Source organism: Myxococcales bacterium (genome assembly GCA_016717005.1).
GTDB lineage: Bacteria > Myxococcota_A > Polyangia > Haliangiales > Haliangiaceae > UBA2376.
Genome location: JADJUF010000039.1, coordinates 1,235,721 through 1,252,704, shown reverse-complemented (window position 1 = coordinate 1,252,704; position 16,984 = coordinate 1,235,721). Strand labels below are relative to the sequence as shown.

The window sequence follows — 16,984 nt, the reverse complement described above, 5'->3', positions numbered from 1 at the left end:
CGGCGGCGGACCGGCGGCGCCGCACGACCCAATGCGCGCGTCAACGTCGACGGCGGCGCCCCAGCAGCGCGAGCGCGAGCAGGCCCAGCGCCGCGGCGCCGTCGCCGCGCCCGCCGGTCTGGCAGCAGCCGGCGCTCTCGACCGGGAAGTCGCCGTCGTCGCCGCCGTCGGGGCCGCCGGGGCTGACGCCGGCGTCGACGTCGCCGGGGCCGGCGCCACCGACGCACGCGCCGCTGGCCAGGTCGCACGTGCGGCCGCCGCCGCAGACGACGCCGTTGCAGGTGTTGCAGCCCGGCAGGCACACGCCCGACAAGCACGCCAGCCCGGCGCCGCAGGTGACGCCCTGGCACGCGTCGACGCACTGGCCCTGGTGGCAGATGTAGCCGGCGTCGCAGGTCACGGCGGCGCAGTCGCCCTGCAGGTTCTCGCAGCCGGGCACGTCGTCGATGATGCCGTTGCAGTCGTTGTCGGCGCCGTCGCAGCGCTCGGGCGCGGGGGCGAACGAGCGCACGCACTCGATCGCAGCGCCGACGCACTGCGCGACGCCGTACTGGCACATGCCGGGCTCGCCGGTGTCGCACGCCGTGCCGCCGCCGCTGCACTCGACGCCGCTGACGCTGGTGACCAGGTCGGTGAAGTCGTTGTTGGCGGCGTCGAACGTGTCCTCCCACGCGAAGTAGAACTTGCGCGCGGTGATCGCGGAGTCGTAGACGATCAGGTGGATGATCGACTGGGCGCCGGCCTGATCGGGGTTGAGCGCGCGCTGCGAGTAGTACGCGTAGCCCGCGGCGGGCAGGCGATCGACCCGGGCGCAGCAGTCGCCGCCGGCGCACTGACCGCTGGCGCCGTGCTGCTCGGGCGTGGCCAGGAAGAACCCGATCTCGCCGCCGGTCCAGCGCGGGTCGCTGCGCACGTCGAGCACGACCTCGGTGCCCTCGGCGGCGCCGCACGCGATCATCGGGAACAGGTCGGTCGGCGCGGGCGCGCCGCCGGTCACGTTGTACCAGCCGAAGGTGTTCTGGAACCGCGCGGTGCCGCGGCTGACCACCTTGAAGGTCAGCGCGCACGTCGGCGTGAAGGTCTCGGGCGTGAGCGCGCCGTCCTGCCACGGATCGAGGCCGGTGCGCTGGGACGGGATGCAGGTGTTGTCGTTGACCGCGTGGTAGAGCGTGGTCTCGCACGTGCCGGTCGGGATCACGCACGGACCCGGCGGTGGGCACGCCGGGCCGATGTTGCAGCCCGGGCCGCTGGCGCACTCGCACGCCAGCTCGGCCGCGAGCCCGGTCGGCTGGTTGTTGGCGCAGCCCGGCTGCGATGGGATCATCGCGCCGTTGGGCTGCTGCAGCGGCGCCGCCGCGGCGATCCCGGCGGTGGTGGCGAGGACGACGACGATCGACGCGCGGGCGAGCGACATGGCGATGTCGCGAGGTCGCTACAAGGCACGTGCCACGTCGACGGTCGACCAAGTGCCCGGCATCGCGACGACGCGCTCGGTCGCGAGCGCGCGCCGACGTTGCGATCCGCAACCTGCGTGCGCCAGCGCGACGCGACCGCAGTGGCGGCCGGCGTCGCGAACGGATTGCGCGTCAGCGATGATCTTGCACGCGGTCACGACCCTTGGGCTTGTCGTGGTCATGACCGCGGGCCTGGCCGCGCGCCTGCCACGAACCAGCGACCCACGCGTGGCCCTTGCCGCGTCGCTCCCAGCGCCCCGGCTTCCAGTCGTGATCTGCGCGCGTGCGCTCATGGTAGCCATCTCGCCACACCCACTGGCTGCCGCTGCGCTCCCAGTGACCGCCCACCCACACGTAGCCCGAGCGCACCACGATCACCTCGTGGCGTGGTGGGGGCGGCGTCTCGTCGACGATGATCACCCCCGGCGTCGAGACCCAGGCGGAGCCGTGGAGACGGCAGGCGCCGACGGAGGTGGCGACGGCGCCTGCGAGGATCAGGCGAGCGAGGATAGATCGGGTGCGCATATACGACTCATTCTGCATCACCCGTGCCGGCGCTTCCACGGGCGAAGTAGCCGAGAACCTGTGGCCACTGTGGACCGCGCTTGTGCACCGTGGCGCCGTCGCCACGGTAGGCGCTACCACGACATCGGCACCTGGACCTTGGTCTCGCCGGCGGCCTTCGCGAACGCCGCCTTGCTCAGCGCCTCCTTGACGCACCCGTCGAGCTTGGCGACGCCGCTCGCGTCCTTGAGCACGATGTTCTTCACGGTGCCGTCCGCTCGGATCGTGAAGCGGACCTCGGCGCGCTTGCCGGCGACGCTGGTGGTGCCGACGCAGGTCACGATGCGCTTGTGCACCGGCACCAGCCCGGCCTGGACCTGCGTGGGCGGGAGATCGCCGCTGGTGCTCCCGGTCGGCGGCGGCTGGGAGCCGCCGGTCGGCGGCGGCGTGGGCGCGGTGGCGGTGCCCGAGAACGCGATCGCGAGCTGGTAGTTCACGGCGCCGGCCGCGCCGGTCGGGGCCAGCTTGATCGCCACCACCGCGCGCGCCACGCAGGCGTCGAGCGCGTCGCCCAGCTTCGACGTGACCGCGACGTCGCCGATCGCGCCGTCGGGGGCGATCCGCATCTTGATCGCGGCCGCGCCGGCCTTGCCGGGGGCGCGCGCCTGGCACGCCTTGATCGGCGCGCTCGCCGCGAGGAGCTGGTGCTGGATCGTGGACGCGAGGTCGGGCGTCGTGGCCGCGCCGGCGCCGATCTCGACCTCGCCCTTCCACGCGCCGCCCGGGATGGTCCAGACCGCGAGGATGCCGGCCGCGCACTGGGCCGCGGCGCCCTTGCTGACCGCGCGCGCGATGACGCCGCCGTCGGCGGCCACGGTGACCGCGACCCGCACCGCGCCCTTGGTCGGGACCCGCCAGCACACCGCCATGGCCTTGCTGGCCTCAGCCAGCGCGCCGTCGGCGAGCGCGCGCGGATCGCCGCCGGGGCCGCCCTTGACGATCGTGACGTCGGCGGTGGCGGGGGCGGCGCCGAGCGCGAGGGCGACGAGCAGCGAGGGCAGGGAGCGCATGCGGGGTGTGACGACGGCCATGGCGATGGGTTCCTCCGGGCCGCTCGATCGTGTCAGCCCGCGAAGGTCTGCGCCAGTCGCCCGCGCCGGAACACCCACGTCGTGCCCGGAGCCGCGGCGATCCAGCGCTCGTCGCTGGTCAGCGGCTGGGTCGCGACCACCGCGACCCGGTCGCGCGGGGTCGTGACCGCCGCGAAGTCGATGCTGAGATCCTCGTCGGACAGGGTCGCCTTGGCGAACGGCGCGGCCCGGATGATGTGGTGCAGCTTGGTCGAGCAGCGGGCGATCAGCTGGTGGCCGTCGCCGAGCAGGAAGTTGAACGAGCCGCCGTCGCCGATGCGGGCGCCGTGGGCGGCGATGGCCTCGGCGAGCTGGTTGGGCGCGCGCGGGTAGCCGTCGAAGTCGGCGGCGACCGCGCCCAGGAGCGCGCAGAACGCGTACTCGCTGTCGGTGGTGCCGATGGGCTGGAACCGGCCGAGCTGCTGGCGGCGCACCTTGCCGACCGTGCCGTTGTGCGCGAACACGAACTGCCGGCCCCACAGCTCGCGGATGAACGGGTGCGTGTTGACCAGGCTGACCGGCCCGCGGGTGCGCTTGCGCACGTGGGCGATCGCCAGGAGCGTCTTGATCGGGTGCTCGCGGACGAACCGGGCCAGCGGCGAGTCGGCGGCCGCGGCCGGCTCGCGGAACACCCGCGCGGCCTTGCCCTCGTACAGCGCCAGGCCCCAGCCGTCGCCGTGGGGCCCGCGCTTGCCGCCGCGCGCCGCCAGGCCAGCGAACGAGAACACGATGTCGGTCGGGACATTGCACTCCATCCCGAGCAGCTCGCACATGGCCGCGCATCATACGCGGACCACGCCGCCTGTGCGACCATGCGGCCACGTGGCCCACGACTTCCGCCTGTACGCGCACCGCGGCTGCCCGGCCGAGCTCCCCGAGAACACCCTGCCCGCGTTCCAGCGCGCGGTCGACCTCGGCGTCGACGCGCTCGAGCTCGACGTCCACCTGACCCGCGACGGGCACCCGCTGGTCTCGCACGACCCCGACGCGCAGCGCATGAGCGGTCGCGCGGCGCGCTGGACCGACCTCGACCTGCGCGAGGCCCAGGCCCTCGACGTCGGCCACGGCTTCGTCGCCGCCGACGGCAGCCGGCCCCACGCGGACCGCGGCTTCCGGGCGCCGACGCTCGACGAGCTGCTGGCGACGTTCCCGACGGTGCGGCTCAACGTCGACGTCAAGCAGTGGCTGCCCCCGATGGTGCGGCCGCTGCTGGCGCTCCTGCGGCAGCGCAAGGCCGAGGACCGGGTCACGCTCGCCAGCTTCCGTGCGCGCACGCTGATCGCGGTGCGTCGGGGCGGCTACGGCGGCGAGACCGCGCTGGCGCAGACCGAGGTCGCGGCGCTCCTGGCGCTGCCGCGGCGGGTGATCCGCGCGCTGCCGTTCGTCGGCAGCGCCGCCCAGGTGCCGCTGCGGGCCGGGCCGGTGCGGTTCGATCGGCGAGGCTTCATCGACCGCTGCCACCAGCTGGGCCTGCGGGTCGACTTCTGGACCGTCGACGATCCCGCCGAGGCCCGCCGCCTGATCGCGCTCGGCGCCGACGGCGTCATGACCGATGATCCGGCGCGCATGACCGCGGCGCTGCGACCGCCGGGTTGATCGACGACCCGATCGGCGCCCCGGCGCCCGCGCGTAAGCGCCGGGCCGTGCGAACGTTATCGCGGCGTGCGTAGCCTCCTCTTGCCCCTGATCGCCGCGGCCGCCTGTGGCGGGCCTGCGCGCGCCTACCCGCGCTGGTCCCTCGACAGCGGCACCCACCTCGATCACGGCTGCCTCGACGCCGACGCGTTCGTGCGCACGTCGGGCAAGACCGGCGTCGGCGTCACCGTCGCGCTGCGCTCGCACGCGACCTGCGCCGTGACGATCGCCCGGGCCGAGCTGGTCGTCGACGATCTGCGGGTCGCCGCCGAGCTGCCGCCGGTCCAGACCCTGCCTGGGCGCTCGCTGATCTACGCGTGGCTGCCGTTTCCGTTCGACAACAACGGCGCCTGGAACGACGGGAAGCGCCGCGGCCAGTTCGAGCTCGAGGTGATCGTCGGCGACGGCGCGCGCGCGACCTGGATCATCCCGGCCCACCACGCGTTCGCGAGCGGCCGGTACGAGCCGGGCCCGGGAGCGGTGCGATGAGCCGCGCGCTCGTCGTCGGGCTCGCGCTGGCCGCGGCCGCGGGCTGCACCCAGGCGCGCTATCACTCGACCGTCAACGCGCCCGGCATCGTGACGCTGGCGCCGCCGGCGCGCGAGAACGGCTCGCCGGAGCTCTACGTCCCGCCCCAGGACCCCGGCGAGCACGAGCTCTACGTCGCGCCCGGCGTCATCGGCGGCATGGGCGTCGGTCGCCACGAGCCGGGGCCGAACAAGAACGGCGCCGAGCTCGGTCTGTACCTGCGGATGGCGTACAAGACCACGACCCGCAGCCATCACCGCGACGACCTGCCGTGGCCGGCGCCGGGCTGGGCGCTCAACCTGGGCTGGGCGCCGTTGCAGTACGGCCCGCACGCCGAGGTCGGCCCAATCCACGTCGAGGTCGAGCGCCAGTGGTTCCTGGCCTCGGTCGGCCTCGGGGTCGCGGTCTACCCCGACGACGGCACCGCCGGCGTCCAGCTCACCGGCGCGTTCAAGCCCTACGTCGCGCGCGTCCGCTACATGGCCGAGACCGGCTTCGAGGTCTTCGCCGGTCTCCAGCTCGAGCTGCCGCGCGCGATCACCTGGAGCCGCTGAGCGACCTCGGGCGAGCCGCGGCCTGCTCGGCAGGCCTCCGCGCTAGATCGTCGGACGCGCCGATGAAGCGATCGTCGGCCAGGAGTCGAGCTCGGGCCGCGGCCTACTCGGCGGACTTCCACCCAGCTCCCCGCCCCCCCGGCGTTGGTCGGCGACGGGCCGCCCGCGGGCCGCGGCCTACTCGGCGGACTTCCACTCCAGCTCGTTGGACTCGTCGACGAGGCGGTTGTAGGCCTCGAGCAGCTGGTTGCGGCGGACGTCCTCGGCGTCGAGCGGCTTGCCGGCGATCTTCGCGGCCGCGTTGCGCTGCACGTCCTTGAAGGCTCCGAGCACCACGTTGGCGTCGGCGATGAAGGCCACCAGGCCGCCGCCCAGCTCGACCTCCTCGGGGTGCTTGGCGTGGCGGTCGAGGAGCTCGGCGTAGAGCGTCTTGTAGGCCTCGATGGCGTCGCGGACCGCCGCGGGCTCGGCGGCGGGGTCGAGCGCGACGTCGAGCGTGGCCTCGCCCTCGATCATCAACCGCCGGGTGTAGTAGCGCAGCGACTTGCCCTCGCGTTGCTCGAGGCGCGCGAGGCTCCGCGCCATGAGCTCGTCGTTCTGCGCGTCGACCGCGTCGCGGAGCGCCCGGCGGGCGGCCCGCACCGCGTCGAAGCCGGCCAGGATCTGCGGGTGGAGCTCGTTGCCGTGGGCGAAGTCATCGTCCTTGAAGTCGCCCTGCGAGTAGTAGCGATTGCCCTCGAGCAGCAGCGGCTCGAGCTGCTCCAGCGCCGCGCGGTAGGCGACCGCGCGCTGCTCCAGGTCGGGGCGCTTGGGCTCGGCCGTCGCCGCCGCTTCGAGCTCCTTGAAGCAGGGCTCGAGGCGAGCGCCGGTGCTCCGGACGTTGGGCGTGCGGACTCGGTTGATCTCGCCCTTGGCCGATAGATCCTTCGTGTAGTACTGGTAGCTCTCGCTGACGAACGGGTCGACCGTGTTGATGCACTCGATGTAGTGCGCGAGCTTGTCGGACAGGACGTCGTCGGCGGCGGCCTCCTGGTCGGCCGCCGACAGCGGCGGCGCCTCCTGGACGGTGGCGCTGGTGGTGCCGGTCGCCTTGCCCTCCCTCTTGCATGCGGGCAGGGCGAGCGTGGTCGCCGCGAGGGCGAGGGTGACGGCGACGAGACGGTAGGTGGACATGTGCGGTGACGCCTTGGTGGAGGTGGGTTCGCGGACCGAAGCGGCGATGGCTCACTTCGTCCGCGAGGTCCGACGGAGGCGCGCGTCGATATTTGTGACGTCGAATGCGATCACTTTCGGAGGGCGATCGCTCGACGACGATCGCGGGTGTGCGCCGCGGCGCGACCGATGGCGCGACGACGCAAGATCTTGCGCAGGCGCGCAACCCGCGCCCGACCGCGCGGCCGGCGCGCTTCGGGGTACGCTCGCGGGGGTGAAGGGACCCGGAGCGCCCGAGCGCGGCCCCGCCGACGCGCCGCCGGTGGATGAGACCGTCAGCGCCGCGCCGCGCCCCGAGCCGCCGCGCGGCGGCCCGACCGCCCCGGCCGCCGCGCCCACGCTGCCCGCGCGCTTCGAGGCCCGGCGCGAGCTCGGTCGGGGCGCGATGGGCACCGTGATCGTCGCGTTCGACACCGTGCTGCGACGGGAGGTCGCGGTGAAGGTGCTGTCGGGCCCGCGCAGCCGCGATCCGGCCGCGCGGAGCCAGCTCCTCGTCGAGGCCCGGGCCATCGCGCGCCTCGCGCACCCGAACATCGTGCGGGTGCTCGAGGTCGACGTCGCCGCCGGCTGCATCGTCATGGAGCTGGCCCGGGGCGAGACCCTCGCCGCGCGGATCGAGCGCGCGCCGCTCGGCCCGGCCGAGCTCCGCGGCGTCGCGGTCCAGCTGCTCGACGCCCTCGACGCCGCCCATCGGGCTGACGTCCTGCACTGCGACGTCAAGCCCGCCAACGTGATCGTCGACGACGACGGCACCGTGCGCCTCGCCGACTTCGGCGTCGCCCGCCTCGTCGACGAGGGCGTGCGCGACGTCGCGGGCACGCCCGCGTACATGGCGCCGGAGTGCTTCGACGGCGCGGTCGACGCACGGAGCGATCTGTACTCGCTGGGCGCGACGCTCTACCGATGCGCGACCGGGCAGCTGGCGGCGCGCGCGCTCGACCCCGCCGCCCGCGCCGCCGCGCTGCGCGCCCAGCTCCACGACCGCGCGCTCGCGGCCGCGATCGTGCGTGCGCTCGAGCGCGAGCCGGCGCGGCGGCCGCAGAGCGCCGCGGCGTTCCGCGCGCTGCTGGCGCCGCCGACGCCGCGCCGTCGACGGCGGTGGCTGGCGGCCGCCGCGGCGGTCCCGGTCCTGCTGGCTGCGGGTTGGTTCGCCGCGCGGCGAGACGCGCCGCGCCGCGCGTCCCGGCCGCCGCTGCCCGGGCCGGTGGCGCTCTTGCCCCTCACCGACCGCACCGGCGATCCCGAGCTGGCGTTCGCGCCCGCCGGCGTCCCGTACCTGATCGGGCTCGACCTCACGGGCGCGGCCGACGTGGAGATCGTCGACTACTACCGGCTGCGCGCGGCCATCGACGGCGCGCCGACCCCCGCGGCCTGGGACGCGGTGGCGCAGGCCCTGGGCGCCCGGGTCGCGCTCGACGCGAGCGTGGAGGCGCGCGGCGCCGGCGCGCACCTGGTCCTGCGGCTGCGGTCGCTCGCGGCGCCGTCGGTCGAGCTGCGCCGGGCCGAGGCCGACGCCCGCGCGACCGAGGTCCCGACCACCGCGCGTCGGCTCGCGCGGGAGCTGCTCGGCGTCGATCCGTCCGTGGCCACGGCGGTCCGGCCCGGCGAGGTCGAGCTCGCCCTGGCGGTCGCCGCGCTCGAGCGGCACGCGCTCGACGAGGCCGAGCGGACCGTCGAGCGCGCGCTCGCCGCCAGCCCCGCCTGGCCCGAGGCGAACTACGTCGCCGCGCTGATCGGCTGGTGGCGCGGTCGGAGCCCCGACCGCGTGCTCGCCCGCGCCCGTGCCGCTGGGGTCGGCCCGGTCGCACCGGCCCGGCGGGCGTTCCTCGACGGCCTGGTGCTCCTCGTCGGCGGACACCTGCCCGAGGCCAGCGAGCACCTGCGCGGCGCGGTGGCCCTCTACCCCGACGATCGCGATCTCCGCTACGGCCTGTTCGAGGCGCTCTGGCACGCCGGGCGAGGCGCCGAGGCCGTCGCCCAGTACGCGCGGGTCGTGACGATCGCGCCGCGGTTCCAGCTCGGGCTCGACCACGTGTGCGCGTGGGCCTTTGCCCACGGCGACGACGCCGAGCTCACGCGCTGCGTCGCGCGCGCCGACGCGGTCGAGTATCCCGACCGCACGCTCCTGCGCGCCCGCGCGGCGATCGCGCGCCGCGATCCGCGCGCCGCGGTCGCGGTGCTGACCAGCCACCTGGCCGACCCCGCCGCGGCGGCCAGCTACCACGCGGCCGACCTGCTCGTCCTGGCGCAGGCGGCCCGCTTCGATGGCGTGGCCGTGCGAGCGGCGCTCGCGGCGCTGCCGACGACGGGCCAGCGGCCCGAGGACCTGGCGCTGGCAGAGCTCGGCGTCGCGCTCGCGACCGGCGCGCCGCCGGCCGCGGTCGGTCCGCTGCGCGCCACGGCGCGGGCGCGCATGATCGCGTCCGGCGCCAGCCACGTGTTCTGGCTGCGCTACCTGGCGGTCGAGCTCGCGCTGCCCGACGACGGCCACCAGCCCGCGATCCTCGACGGGTTCGCGCGGGTCCGCGCGGCCGACGTCCGCACCGCCGTCGCCGCGGTGCTCGCGGCCGCGCAGCGCGGCGACGACGCCTACCTGGAGGCCGCGCGCGCGTCGCCGTTCGATGAGGCCCGCGAGCTCGCCACCGGCCTCGGCGCGGTGCGGCGCGGCGAGCTGGCGGCGGCCGGCTTCGCGTTCGAGCGGGCCGCTGCGCTCTCGGTCGACGGGCGCTTCTTGCTGCAGGCGCGCTTCCTCGAGGCCAGCGCGTGGCGCGCGCTCGGCGACGCGGCCCGGACCCAGGCCGCGTGCGCCGAGATCATCCATCCCCGCGTGCTCGACTGGTCGTGGACCGCGTTCGTGCGTCCGTGCCTGGGCTGGGCCGCCGCAGACCGCGACCGCTCGCCCGCCGCGGCGGCGGCCCGGGCCGCCCTCGCCGCGCTCCGCTGACGCGCGCGGCGGCCGCGGGCGCTCAATCGGTCGGCTCGTAGCGGCCGACGCGGCGGAGCCCGAAGCGCGCGAGCTTGTAGACGAGCGTGCGCTTCGGCAGGCCGAGGAGCTTGGCCGCGACGCCCTGGTTGCCCTTGGCCTGATCGAGCGCGCGGACGATCAGGCGGATCTCGACCTCGCGCAGCCGATCGCGGAGCACGCCCGTGCCGGTGTCGTCGGCGCCCGCGTCGGCGTCCGCGTCGGCGTCGCCCAGGTCGGCGGCGGCGACGCTCGCGAGCTCGGCGTCGGGGTCGTCGACGCGGACCTGCGCCGACGCGCGCAGCGCCTCCGGCAGATCGGCCAGGCTGAGGCTGTCGCCGACGGCGACCAGCGCCGCGCGCGCCATCGTGTTGCGCAGCTCGCGGACGTTGCCCGGCCACGCGTGATCGAGGAGCGCCTGGGTCACCGCGCCGTCGATCGCGAGGACGTCCTTGCCGGCCGCCGCGCACGCGTCGCGCAGGAAGTGAGCGGCGAGCTCGACCAGATCCTCGGGGCGCGCGCGCAACGGGGGCAGGGCCACCGACAGCGCGTTCAGCCGGTAGTACAGGTCGGCGCGGAACGTCCCGGCCCGGATCATCGCCTCGAGGTCGCGGTGGGTCGCGGCGACCACGCGGGCGTCGACGGCGCGCTCCGCGACCGCCCCGACCGGGGTGACCTGGCCGCGGTCGAGCACGCGCACCAGCGCCGCCTGGGCCGCGAGCGGCAGCTCGGCGATCTCGTCGAGGAAGACCGTGCCCTGGGCGGCCTCCTCGAAGACGCCGGCGCGCTCGGCGGCGGCGGCGGACGCATCCGGCACGTGGCCGAACAGGACGCGCTCGAGCGACGCCTCGGGCACCGCGCCGCAGTTGATCGTCCGGAACGGTCCAGCGCGGCCGCTCGCCCGATGGATCTCGCGCGCGATGAGCTCCTTGCCGGTCCCGGTCTCGCCCAGGATGAGCGCCGGCAGCGCGGCCGGCGCCCACCGGCGCAGCTCGTCGAGCACCGCCCGCATCTGCGCGCTGGCCGCGACCAGGGTCGGCGGCGGTGAGGCGCGCGGCGCCGCGACCTCGACGCACCCGGCGCCCGCGGTCGCCAGCGCGCCGCGGGCGGCGGCAAGGAGCGCCTGGGCGTCGGGCTCGGTCGGCGGACACGCCGCGATCCCCGCGCGCCCATCGCCGCCGAGGGCCCCCTCGATCAGCCGGGTCGCGGTCGCCGCGTCGCCCTGCGCGACCACCACCAGCACGAGATCGTCGGCGTACGGGCCGACCGCGTCGACCGGGCGCACGGCCGCCGACAGCGCCGCGCGGACCGCGCCGCTCGGGCCGGGGGCGACCAGCGCGATCGCGAGCGGTCGACCGAACGTGCGCGCGGCCGCCAGCTCGAGATCCAGCCGATCGAGCACGGCCTCGTCCGAGCGGGTCGGCGCTGGGCCGGCGACCGAGCGCGACAGCGAGGTGACCGAGATCCGGAGATCGCCCAGCTCGCAGGTGTCGCCCGGGAACAGCTCGGCCGAGGCGACCCGCCGACCGCGGACGTGCAGCCCGTTCTTCGAGTCGAGGTCGTCGATGCGCAGGCCGCCGACGAACGGCTGCACGCGCGCGTGCTCCCGCGACAGCGTCGCCTCGGCCACCACCAGATCGGCGGGTGGGCCGCGACCGATGACCACCGGATCGAGGCCGAGGCGTTCGATCCGTGGACCGCCGGCGAGCCAGATCACCAGCGCGACCGGGCTCGCCCGGGTGGCCTCCGCAGCGCGCCGATCGTGGGTCGACTCGTCCAAGCCCGGACAGTATAGGCGTCCGCTGGCGATTGGTGTCCCAGGTCGCGCCGCCGGGCGTACGCTCGCGCGATGCGGCCGACGACCTCGACCCTCGCCGCGTTGATCGCGATGACCGGGTGCCACGCGCGACCGACGGCGCAGCCGCCCGCGGTCGCCGGCGCGCCGATCTCGACCGCCGATGGCGTCACGCGCTGCGGTCCGCACGCCGCGCCGGCGGAGCTGCCGGCGAGCCCGCGGGGCGGGCCCGTGCGCGAGCCGATGTCGCTGTCATCGCGTCCGGCGGCGACCAGCGCCGCGGCGTTCAGCCCCGCCGATCCGGCCCGCGGCGTGCTCGAGGGCCGGCGCGGCCAGATCCTCGGCTGCTACCAGAAGCTCCTGGCGTGGGAGCCCGACGCCGGAGGCAAGGTCCAGACCCGCTTCACGATCAAGCGCGACGGCTCGGTGAGCGACGTCGAGGTGCGCGGCCTCCAGGCGACGATGGACGCGTGCGTGTGCGAGGTGCTCGCCGGCCTGCGGTTCGGGCCGACGATCCGCGGCGTCGTGCGCTACCCGCTGATCTTCAGCCACTGATCTTCGGCCGCTGATCTTCAGCCACGGCCCGTGACGACGGTGCCGGGACGCTCAGAACGTGCGGCGCACGAACGGCACGCGCACCTCGAGGTAGCGCTCGCCCAGGTAGCTGCGCGGCGCCAGCTCGACGTCGGGCAGCGCGATCGCGAGCCGGTGCCCGGCGACCGCGACCTCGAGGCGGGCGTCGAACGCGGCGGCGCCGCGGCGCAGGGAGATGTCGCTCGACAGGCGGAACGACAGCAGCGAGGACTCGCCGTGCAGCAGCAGGCGCGCGCGGCGGGCGCGCTTGTCGAACCGCAGCTCGATGGCGTCGAGCTCGAGCGTCGCGATCTGGGTCTCGAGGCGCGTGAGGTGCGCGTCGAACTGCTCGCCGATCGTCTGCGGGCGGGGCGTGGCGCCGGCCGCGGCCATCGGCGTGAGCAGCGCGGGCGCGGGGGGCGCGCTGGCGATCTTGGCGGCGGGCGCGATCTCGACGCGGCTCGGCGGGTCGGCGTGGGCGCGCGTGACCGCGGTCACCAGCGTCGCGATCACGACGCAGCTCCGCAGTGTGATCGACCCCATGCTCCGACGATCGCGCGGCGCGGGCGCGGCCGTCAACGGAAACCGACGGTGGCTCATCGTCGGAGACGTCGTCGAAGGTGACGCCGCGACGTACCGGTAGGTGAGCGGCGCACCCACGGCGCGGCGCCGACGCCCGCGCGACCACCTGTCACTGCGGTCGTCGTGCGACGAGCCACCGCACGCGGACGTCCCGGTCGACGACTGACCGCGCGCAGCCGGCTCCGGCCGCGCGCCGCGCCGCGCTACTGGCCCCAGGTGGTCGGCGTGTCGGACATCGTGAACGTCAGGCGCGCGGCCTGGCGCAGATCGGCCTGCGTGAGGCGCGGCGTCGTGAGCGGGACGTCGTCGAGGGCGACCGCCGCGACGTACCGGGAGGTGCTCGACGCGCCCGGGGCCTCGATCGTCAGCGCGTGGCCGTCGACGACGATGCGTGCGCGGTCGAAGATCGGCGTCGCGATGACGTAGTCGGCGCTGCCGGCCACGGGGTAGAGGCCGAGCGCGGCCAGCACGTACCACGAGCCGAGGGCGCCGCCGTCGTCGTTGCCGACCAGCCCGCTGGGCGTGTCGGTGTAGTGGTGATCGATGATCCAGCGCGCCCACTCCTGGGTGAGATCGGGGCGGCCGAGCTGCGCGAACAGGAACGCGGCGTTGAGGTCGGGCTCGTTGCCGTGCCAGTAGTACGGGCGCGGGAAGTTGGCGGCCGAGGGGTCGGCGATGTCCCAGTCGCGGCGGGCCTCGGTGAAGAAGGTCTCGAGCTTGGCGATCGCCCCGGCGCGCCCGCCGAACAGCTCGGCCAGGCCGTCGGGGTCGTGGATGCCGGCCATCCACAGCGAGTGCCAGGCGTTGGCCTCGGCGTAGTCGTCGGTCATCGCCAGCGGATCGAACGTGCCGGCGGGGAACGAGCCGTCGGCGTTGCGGGCGCGCAGGAACCCGACCGCGGGATCGAACAGCATCCGCCAGCCGTGGCTGCGGGCGCGCAAGGTCGCGGCGGCGGCGGCGTCGCCCATGTGCTCGGCCAGGTTGGCGAGCGCGAAGTCGTCGTGGGCGTACTCGGTGGTGTGGCTGACCGAGCGGCCCACCGACGCCGGCACGTAGCCGTACTGCATGTACGGCTCGACCCGGTCGCGGCCGCCGCGGCCCTCGGGCGGCGCGGTCGCGTCGAGGGCCGCCCCGCGCAGGAGCGGCCAGATCGCGTCGGCGTGCGCGGTCACGCCGCGCGCGACGGCGTCGGCGATGACCACGTCGCAGCTCGCGCCCAGCATCGTGCCGCTCTCGCCGATCGCGATCGGCCAGCGCGGGCAGCCGCCGATCGCCGCGAACGCCGCGAGCGAGCCGGTCGAGTCGCGGGCGCTGCCGGGCGCCAGCCACGCGTAGAGCGGGTGGACCGTCCGGTAGGTGTCCCACAGCGAGAAGTCGGACATGGGCGTGTAGCCGACCGCGGTCGCGGGCGTCGCCATGCCGTGCAGCTGGTAGCGGCCGTCGGCGTCGCCGATCACCGTCGGCATCAGGAACGCGTGGTACAGGCTCGTGTAGAAGGTGCGGCGCTCGGCCGGCGTGCCGCCGGTGATCGCGACCGCGCCGAGCAAGGTCCGCCAGGCCGCCTGGGCCGCGGCGTAGGTGGCGGCGGCGTCCCAGCCCGGCAGCTCGGCCGCGAGGTTGGCGTCGGCGCCGGCCGCGTCGACCAGCGACACCGCGACCTGGAGCTCGACCGGGCCGCCGGCGAACACCAGCGCCGCGCCGACGCCGGTGCCGGCGGCGTCGGTGCCGGCACCGGGCGGCTGGCCGTCGGCCCAGACCTGGGCGCTGGCCCACGGCGCGCGGGTGCGCGCGGTGAAGTAGAGATCGTAGCCGCCGTAGCCGCCGCTCATGTTGCCGGCGTGGTGGAACCGCCCGCGCACGGTCTGGGCGCCGGCGTCGAGCTGGAGCGCCGCGTCGGTGACGTCGCCGCCGAGCGCGGCCGCGAGGTCGAGCACCAGCGCGCCGCCGCCGCCGGGGAACGTGTAGACGTGGTGCGCGGCGCGGGCGGTGGCGGTGAGCTCGACGGCGACGCCGCTGGCGAGGGTGACCGCGTAGCGGCCGGCGCTGGCGTGCTCGTCGGCCTTGGCGAACTTCGCGCGGTAGTCGGACGCGCGCGGCTTTGCGGGATCGAACGCCGTCGTCGGCATCACCGCCAGCACGCCGTAGTCGGTGGCCCCGGCGCCGTGCAGGTGCAGGTGGGTGAACTGCTCGATCGTGTCGTCCTCGGCGAAGTAGCCCGAGAAGTGCTGGAAGGCGACCGTGCCGAACGCGCCGCTGGTGTCCGGGCCGAGCTTGATCAGGCCGTGGGGGACGACGGCGCCGACGAAGCTCGAGCCGTAGCCGAAGCCGAGGCCGCCGGTGCCGATCGTCGGATCGACCAGCGGCAGCGGGTCGGTGACCTCGGGCAGCGGCGCCGGGGGCGCGTCGTCGCCGCCACACGCGCCCACCAGGACGAGGACCGCGAGCCAGCTCCGCATGGGCGCATGCTACCCCAGCCGCGAGGGTGGGCGCGGCCGATGTGGTAGCGTCGCCGGCCCCATGGACCTGGCGCTCGTCATCGCGATCGCGGCCGTCGCGACCGGCGTGATGGCGGCGGTGGTCGCCGACGCGCGGCTGTGGGTGCTGGCCCCGGTGCGGGCGTTCGCGGTCATGGCGGTGGCGCTGGCGATCGCCGTCCACATCCTGCCCGAGGCCATCGACGGCGGGGGCTGGGGCGTGCTGATCGTGGCCGCCGTCGGCCTGGTCGCGCCGATCGCGCTGGGGCGCGCCACGGCCACGCTCGGCGCGCGTCACCGACGGATGGCCGCCGAGCTCGGCTACGTCGCGGTGCTGGTGCACCAGCTGTCCGACGGCCTGGCCCTGGGCGCGGCCACCGGCGGCGCGGCCGGCGGGGTCCGCCACTGGGATCTGCTGATCGGCGTCGGCGCGCACACCGTGCCGCTGATCGCGATGCTGACCCTGACGTTCGCCGAGCTGGGCGGGCGCAGGAGCGCGATCGTGCGCGCGGTCGGGCTCCTGGCCGCGACGATCGTGGGCATCCTCCTGACCCGGCTCGACGGCTCGGTGCTGCCGTCGGCCGAGCCCTGGCTCAACGCCGCGGTCAGCGGCCTGCTGCTGCACGTGCTGGTGCACGACAGCGGCGACCGCGAGGTCCCGGCGGCGACCCGTCCCCTCGAGGCCGTCGGCGTCGCGATGGGCGCGGCGCTGCCGTTCCTCACCGGCGGTCACGAGCACGGCCCGCTCACCCACGCCCTGCGCGAGAACCTGGCGACGATCGTCGTCGGCGCGTCGCCGTGGATCGTCGCGGGCGGGGCGCTGGCGGTGATCACCGCGCCGGCCTACCGCCGCTCGCCGCGGGCGATGATCAGCACCGTCACCGGTCCGCTGACCGCGCTGGGCCTGGTCGTGGCCGCGTACGCCGCGACCGGGCTGACCAACGTCGACGGGATCGGCTCGGTCGGGGCGGCGCTGATCGACGCGGCGACGGTCGTGCCGCGGCCGATCGCGCTGGTCGCGGCGATCCTGCTGGCGGCGGTGGCGCTGGCGCAGATCGCGCGGGTCGGCCTGCTGACCTGGCTCGGCACCAGCCACGCCCACGATCACGGCCCGGCGCGCGCCCACGATCACGCCGCCCACGATCACGCCGCCCACGGTCACGCCGCCCACGGTCACGCCGCCCGCGATCACGCCGCCCACGATCACGCCGCCCGCGATCACGCCGCCCACGATCACGACGCGTGATCACGCCGCCCACGATCACGCCGCCCACGATCACGCCGCCTGACCGGCGGCCGGGCTACTGGCCCATGAACTGCTCGGCGAACCGCCGCAGGCGCAGCACCGACGGGATGCCGTCCTGCGAGCTGAAGGTCAGCTGCTTGGCGAAGGTGATCTTCGCGGCCGCGCGCCACGCCACGTAGGCGCGCCCGGCTGGCGAGCCCAGGAGCGCGTTGAGCTTGGCCTCGTACTCGCCCTGGACCTTGGCCAGCATCGCGTCGCCCTCGGCCTCGAGGCGCCCGGCCACGGCCTCGCCCTCGGCGGTGACCCGCCGCTTGTACTCGAGGGTCTCGGCCTGG

14 protein-coding genes are annotated in these 16,984 nt (G+C 75.6%); 6 read left to right on the top strand and 8 right to left on the bottom strand.

What is annotated here, in order from left to right:
• Window positions 1-40: 40 nt before the first annotated feature.
• The 4 genes from IPL61_36300 to IPL61_36285 form a co-directional block, all read right to left on the bottom strand.
• Entirely contained in the window at window positions 41-1,414 is a 1,374-nt protein-coding gene (locus tag IPL61_36300; GenBank protein ID MBK9036655.1) for a DUF4114 domain-containing protein, read from the bottom strand.
• 172 nt (window positions 1,415-1,586) lie between these two features.
• On the bottom strand, window positions 1,587-2,018 hold the full coding sequence (locus IPL61_36295) for a YXWGXW repeat-containing protein (GenBank protein MBK9036654.1): 432 nt from the start codon (window positions 2,016-2,018) through the stop codon (window positions 1,587-1,589).
• Window positions 2,019-2,092: 74 nt separating this feature from the next.
• Complete coding sequence (locus IPL61_36290; GenBank protein ID MBK9036653.1) at window positions 2,093-3,028, bottom strand: TonB C-terminal domain-containing protein; 936 nt, start codon at window positions 3,026-3,028, stop codon at window positions 2,093-2,095.
• 53 nt (window positions 3,029-3,081) lie between these two features.
• The gene (locus IPL61_36285) at window positions 3,082-3,861 is read right to left on the bottom strand and encodes a class II glutamine amidotransferase (protein MBK9036652.1); all 780 of its coding nucleotides are present in this window, start codon (window positions 3,859-3,861) and stop codon (window positions 3,082-3,084) included.
• 49 nt (window positions 3,862-3,910) lie between these two features.
• On the opposite strand from IPL61_36285, the gene IPL61_36280 reads away from it, so the two are divergent.
• From IPL61_36280 to IPL61_36270, 3 genes are all read left to right on the top strand, one after another.
• Entirely contained in the window at window positions 3,911-4,684 is a 774-nt protein-coding gene (locus IPL61_36280; GenBank protein ID MBK9036651.1) for a glycerophosphodiester phosphodiesterase, read from the top strand.
• A 66-nt stretch (window positions 4,685-4,750) separates the two neighbouring features.
• Window positions 4,751-5,212, top strand: a complete 462-nt coding sequence (locus IPL61_36275; GenBank protein ID MBK9036650.1) for a hypothetical protein — start codon at window positions 4,751-4,753, stop codon at window positions 5,210-5,212.
• Complete coding sequence (locus IPL61_36270; protein MBK9036649.1) at window positions 5,209-5,805, top strand: hypothetical protein; 597 nt, start codon at window positions 5,209-5,211, stop codon at window positions 5,803-5,805. The genes IPL61_36275 and IPL61_36270 overlap by 4 nt, the downstream gene beginning before the upstream one ends.
• A 177-nt stretch (window positions 5,806-5,982) precedes the next feature.
• Here the strand turns inward: IPL61_36270 and IPL61_36265 are convergent, their stop codons facing one another.
• On the bottom strand, window positions 5,983-6,978 hold the full coding sequence (locus IPL61_36265; protein MBK9036648.1) for a DUF3829 domain-containing protein: 996 nt from the start codon (window positions 6,976-6,978) through the stop codon (window positions 5,983-5,985).
• A 253-nt stretch (window positions 6,979-7,231) separates the two neighbouring features.
• Here IPL61_36265 and IPL61_36260 point away from each other — a divergent pair, with 253 nt between their 5' ends.
• Window positions 7,232-9,961, top strand: a complete 2,730-nt coding sequence (locus tag IPL61_36260) for a protein kinase (GenBank protein MBK9036647.1) — start codon at window positions 7,232-7,234, stop codon at window positions 9,959-9,961.
• A gap of 22 nt (window positions 9,962-9,983) precedes the next feature.
• Here IPL61_36260 and IPL61_36255 read toward each other — a convergent pair whose 3' ends face one another.
• On the bottom strand, window positions 9,984-11,759 hold the full coding sequence (locus IPL61_36255) for a sigma 54-interacting transcriptional regulator (GenBank protein MBK9036646.1): 1,776 nt from the start codon (window positions 11,757-11,759) through the stop codon (window positions 9,984-9,986).
• A 69-nt stretch (window positions 11,760-11,828) separates the two neighbouring features.
• Here IPL61_36255 and IPL61_36250 point away from each other — a divergent pair, with 69 nt between their 5' ends.
• Window positions 11,829-12,329, top strand: a complete 501-nt coding sequence (locus IPL61_36250; protein MBK9036645.1) for an AgmX/PglI C-terminal domain-containing protein — start codon at window positions 11,829-11,831, stop codon at window positions 12,327-12,329.
• Between the two features lie 51 nt (window positions 12,330-12,380).
• Here IPL61_36250 and IPL61_36245 read toward each other — a convergent pair whose 3' ends face one another.
• Window positions 12,381-12,890 (bottom strand): hypothetical protein, encoded by a 510-nt coding sequence (locus tag IPL61_36245; protein MBK9036644.1) that lies wholly within the window; start codon window positions 12,888-12,890, stop codon window positions 12,381-12,383.
• 242 nt (window positions 12,891-13,132) lie between these two features.
• The gene (locus IPL61_36240; protein ID MBK9036643.1) at window positions 13,133-15,385 is read right to left on the bottom strand and encodes a GH92 family glycosyl hydrolase; all 2,253 of its coding nucleotides are present in this window, start codon (window positions 15,383-15,385) and stop codon (window positions 13,133-13,135) included.
• Between the two features lie 61 nt (window positions 15,386-15,446).
• Here IPL61_36240 and IPL61_36235 point away from each other — a divergent pair, with 61 nt between their 5' ends.
• Entirely contained in the window at window positions 15,447-16,649 is a 1,203-nt protein-coding gene (locus IPL61_36235) for a hypothetical protein (protein MBK9036642.1), read from the top strand.
• Window positions 16,650-16,984: the final 335 nt, after the last annotated feature.

Coding starts and splice junctions, on each gene's coding strand:
- IPL61_36285 (MBK9036652.1), bottom strand. CDS start 3,861: ATGTGCGAGCTGCTCGGGATGGAGTGCAATGTCCCGACCGACATCGTG.
- IPL61_36265 (MBK9036648.1), bottom strand. CDS start 6,978: ATGTCCACCTACCGTCTCGTCGCCGTCACCCTCGCCCTCGCGGCGACC.
- IPL61_36245 (MBK9036644.1), bottom strand. CDS start 12,890: ATGGGGTCGATCACACTGCGGAGCTGCGTCGTGATCGCGACGCTGGTG.
- IPL61_36270 (MBK9036649.1), top strand. CDS start 5,209: ATGAGCCGCGCGCTCGTCGTCGGGCTCGCGCTGGCCGCGGCCGCGGGC.
- IPL61_36250 (MBK9036645.1), top strand. CDS start 11,829: ATGCGGCCGACGACCTCGACCCTCGCCGCGTTGATCGCGATGACCGGG.
- IPL61_36300 (MBK9036655.1), bottom strand. CDS start 1,414: ATGTCGCTCGCCCGCGCGTCGATCGTCGTCGTCCTCGCCACCACCGCC.
- IPL61_36235 (MBK9036642.1), top strand. CDS start 15,447: ATGGACCTGGCGCTCGTCATCGCGATCGCGGCCGTCGCGACCGGCGTG.
- IPL61_36290 (MBK9036653.1), bottom strand. CDS start 3,028: ATGCGCTCCCTGCCCTCGCTGCTCGTCGCCCTCGCGCTCGGCGCCGCC.
- IPL61_36240 (MBK9036643.1), bottom strand. CDS start 15,385: ATGCGGAGCTGGCTCGCGGTCCTCGTCCTGGTGGGCGCGTGTGGCGGC.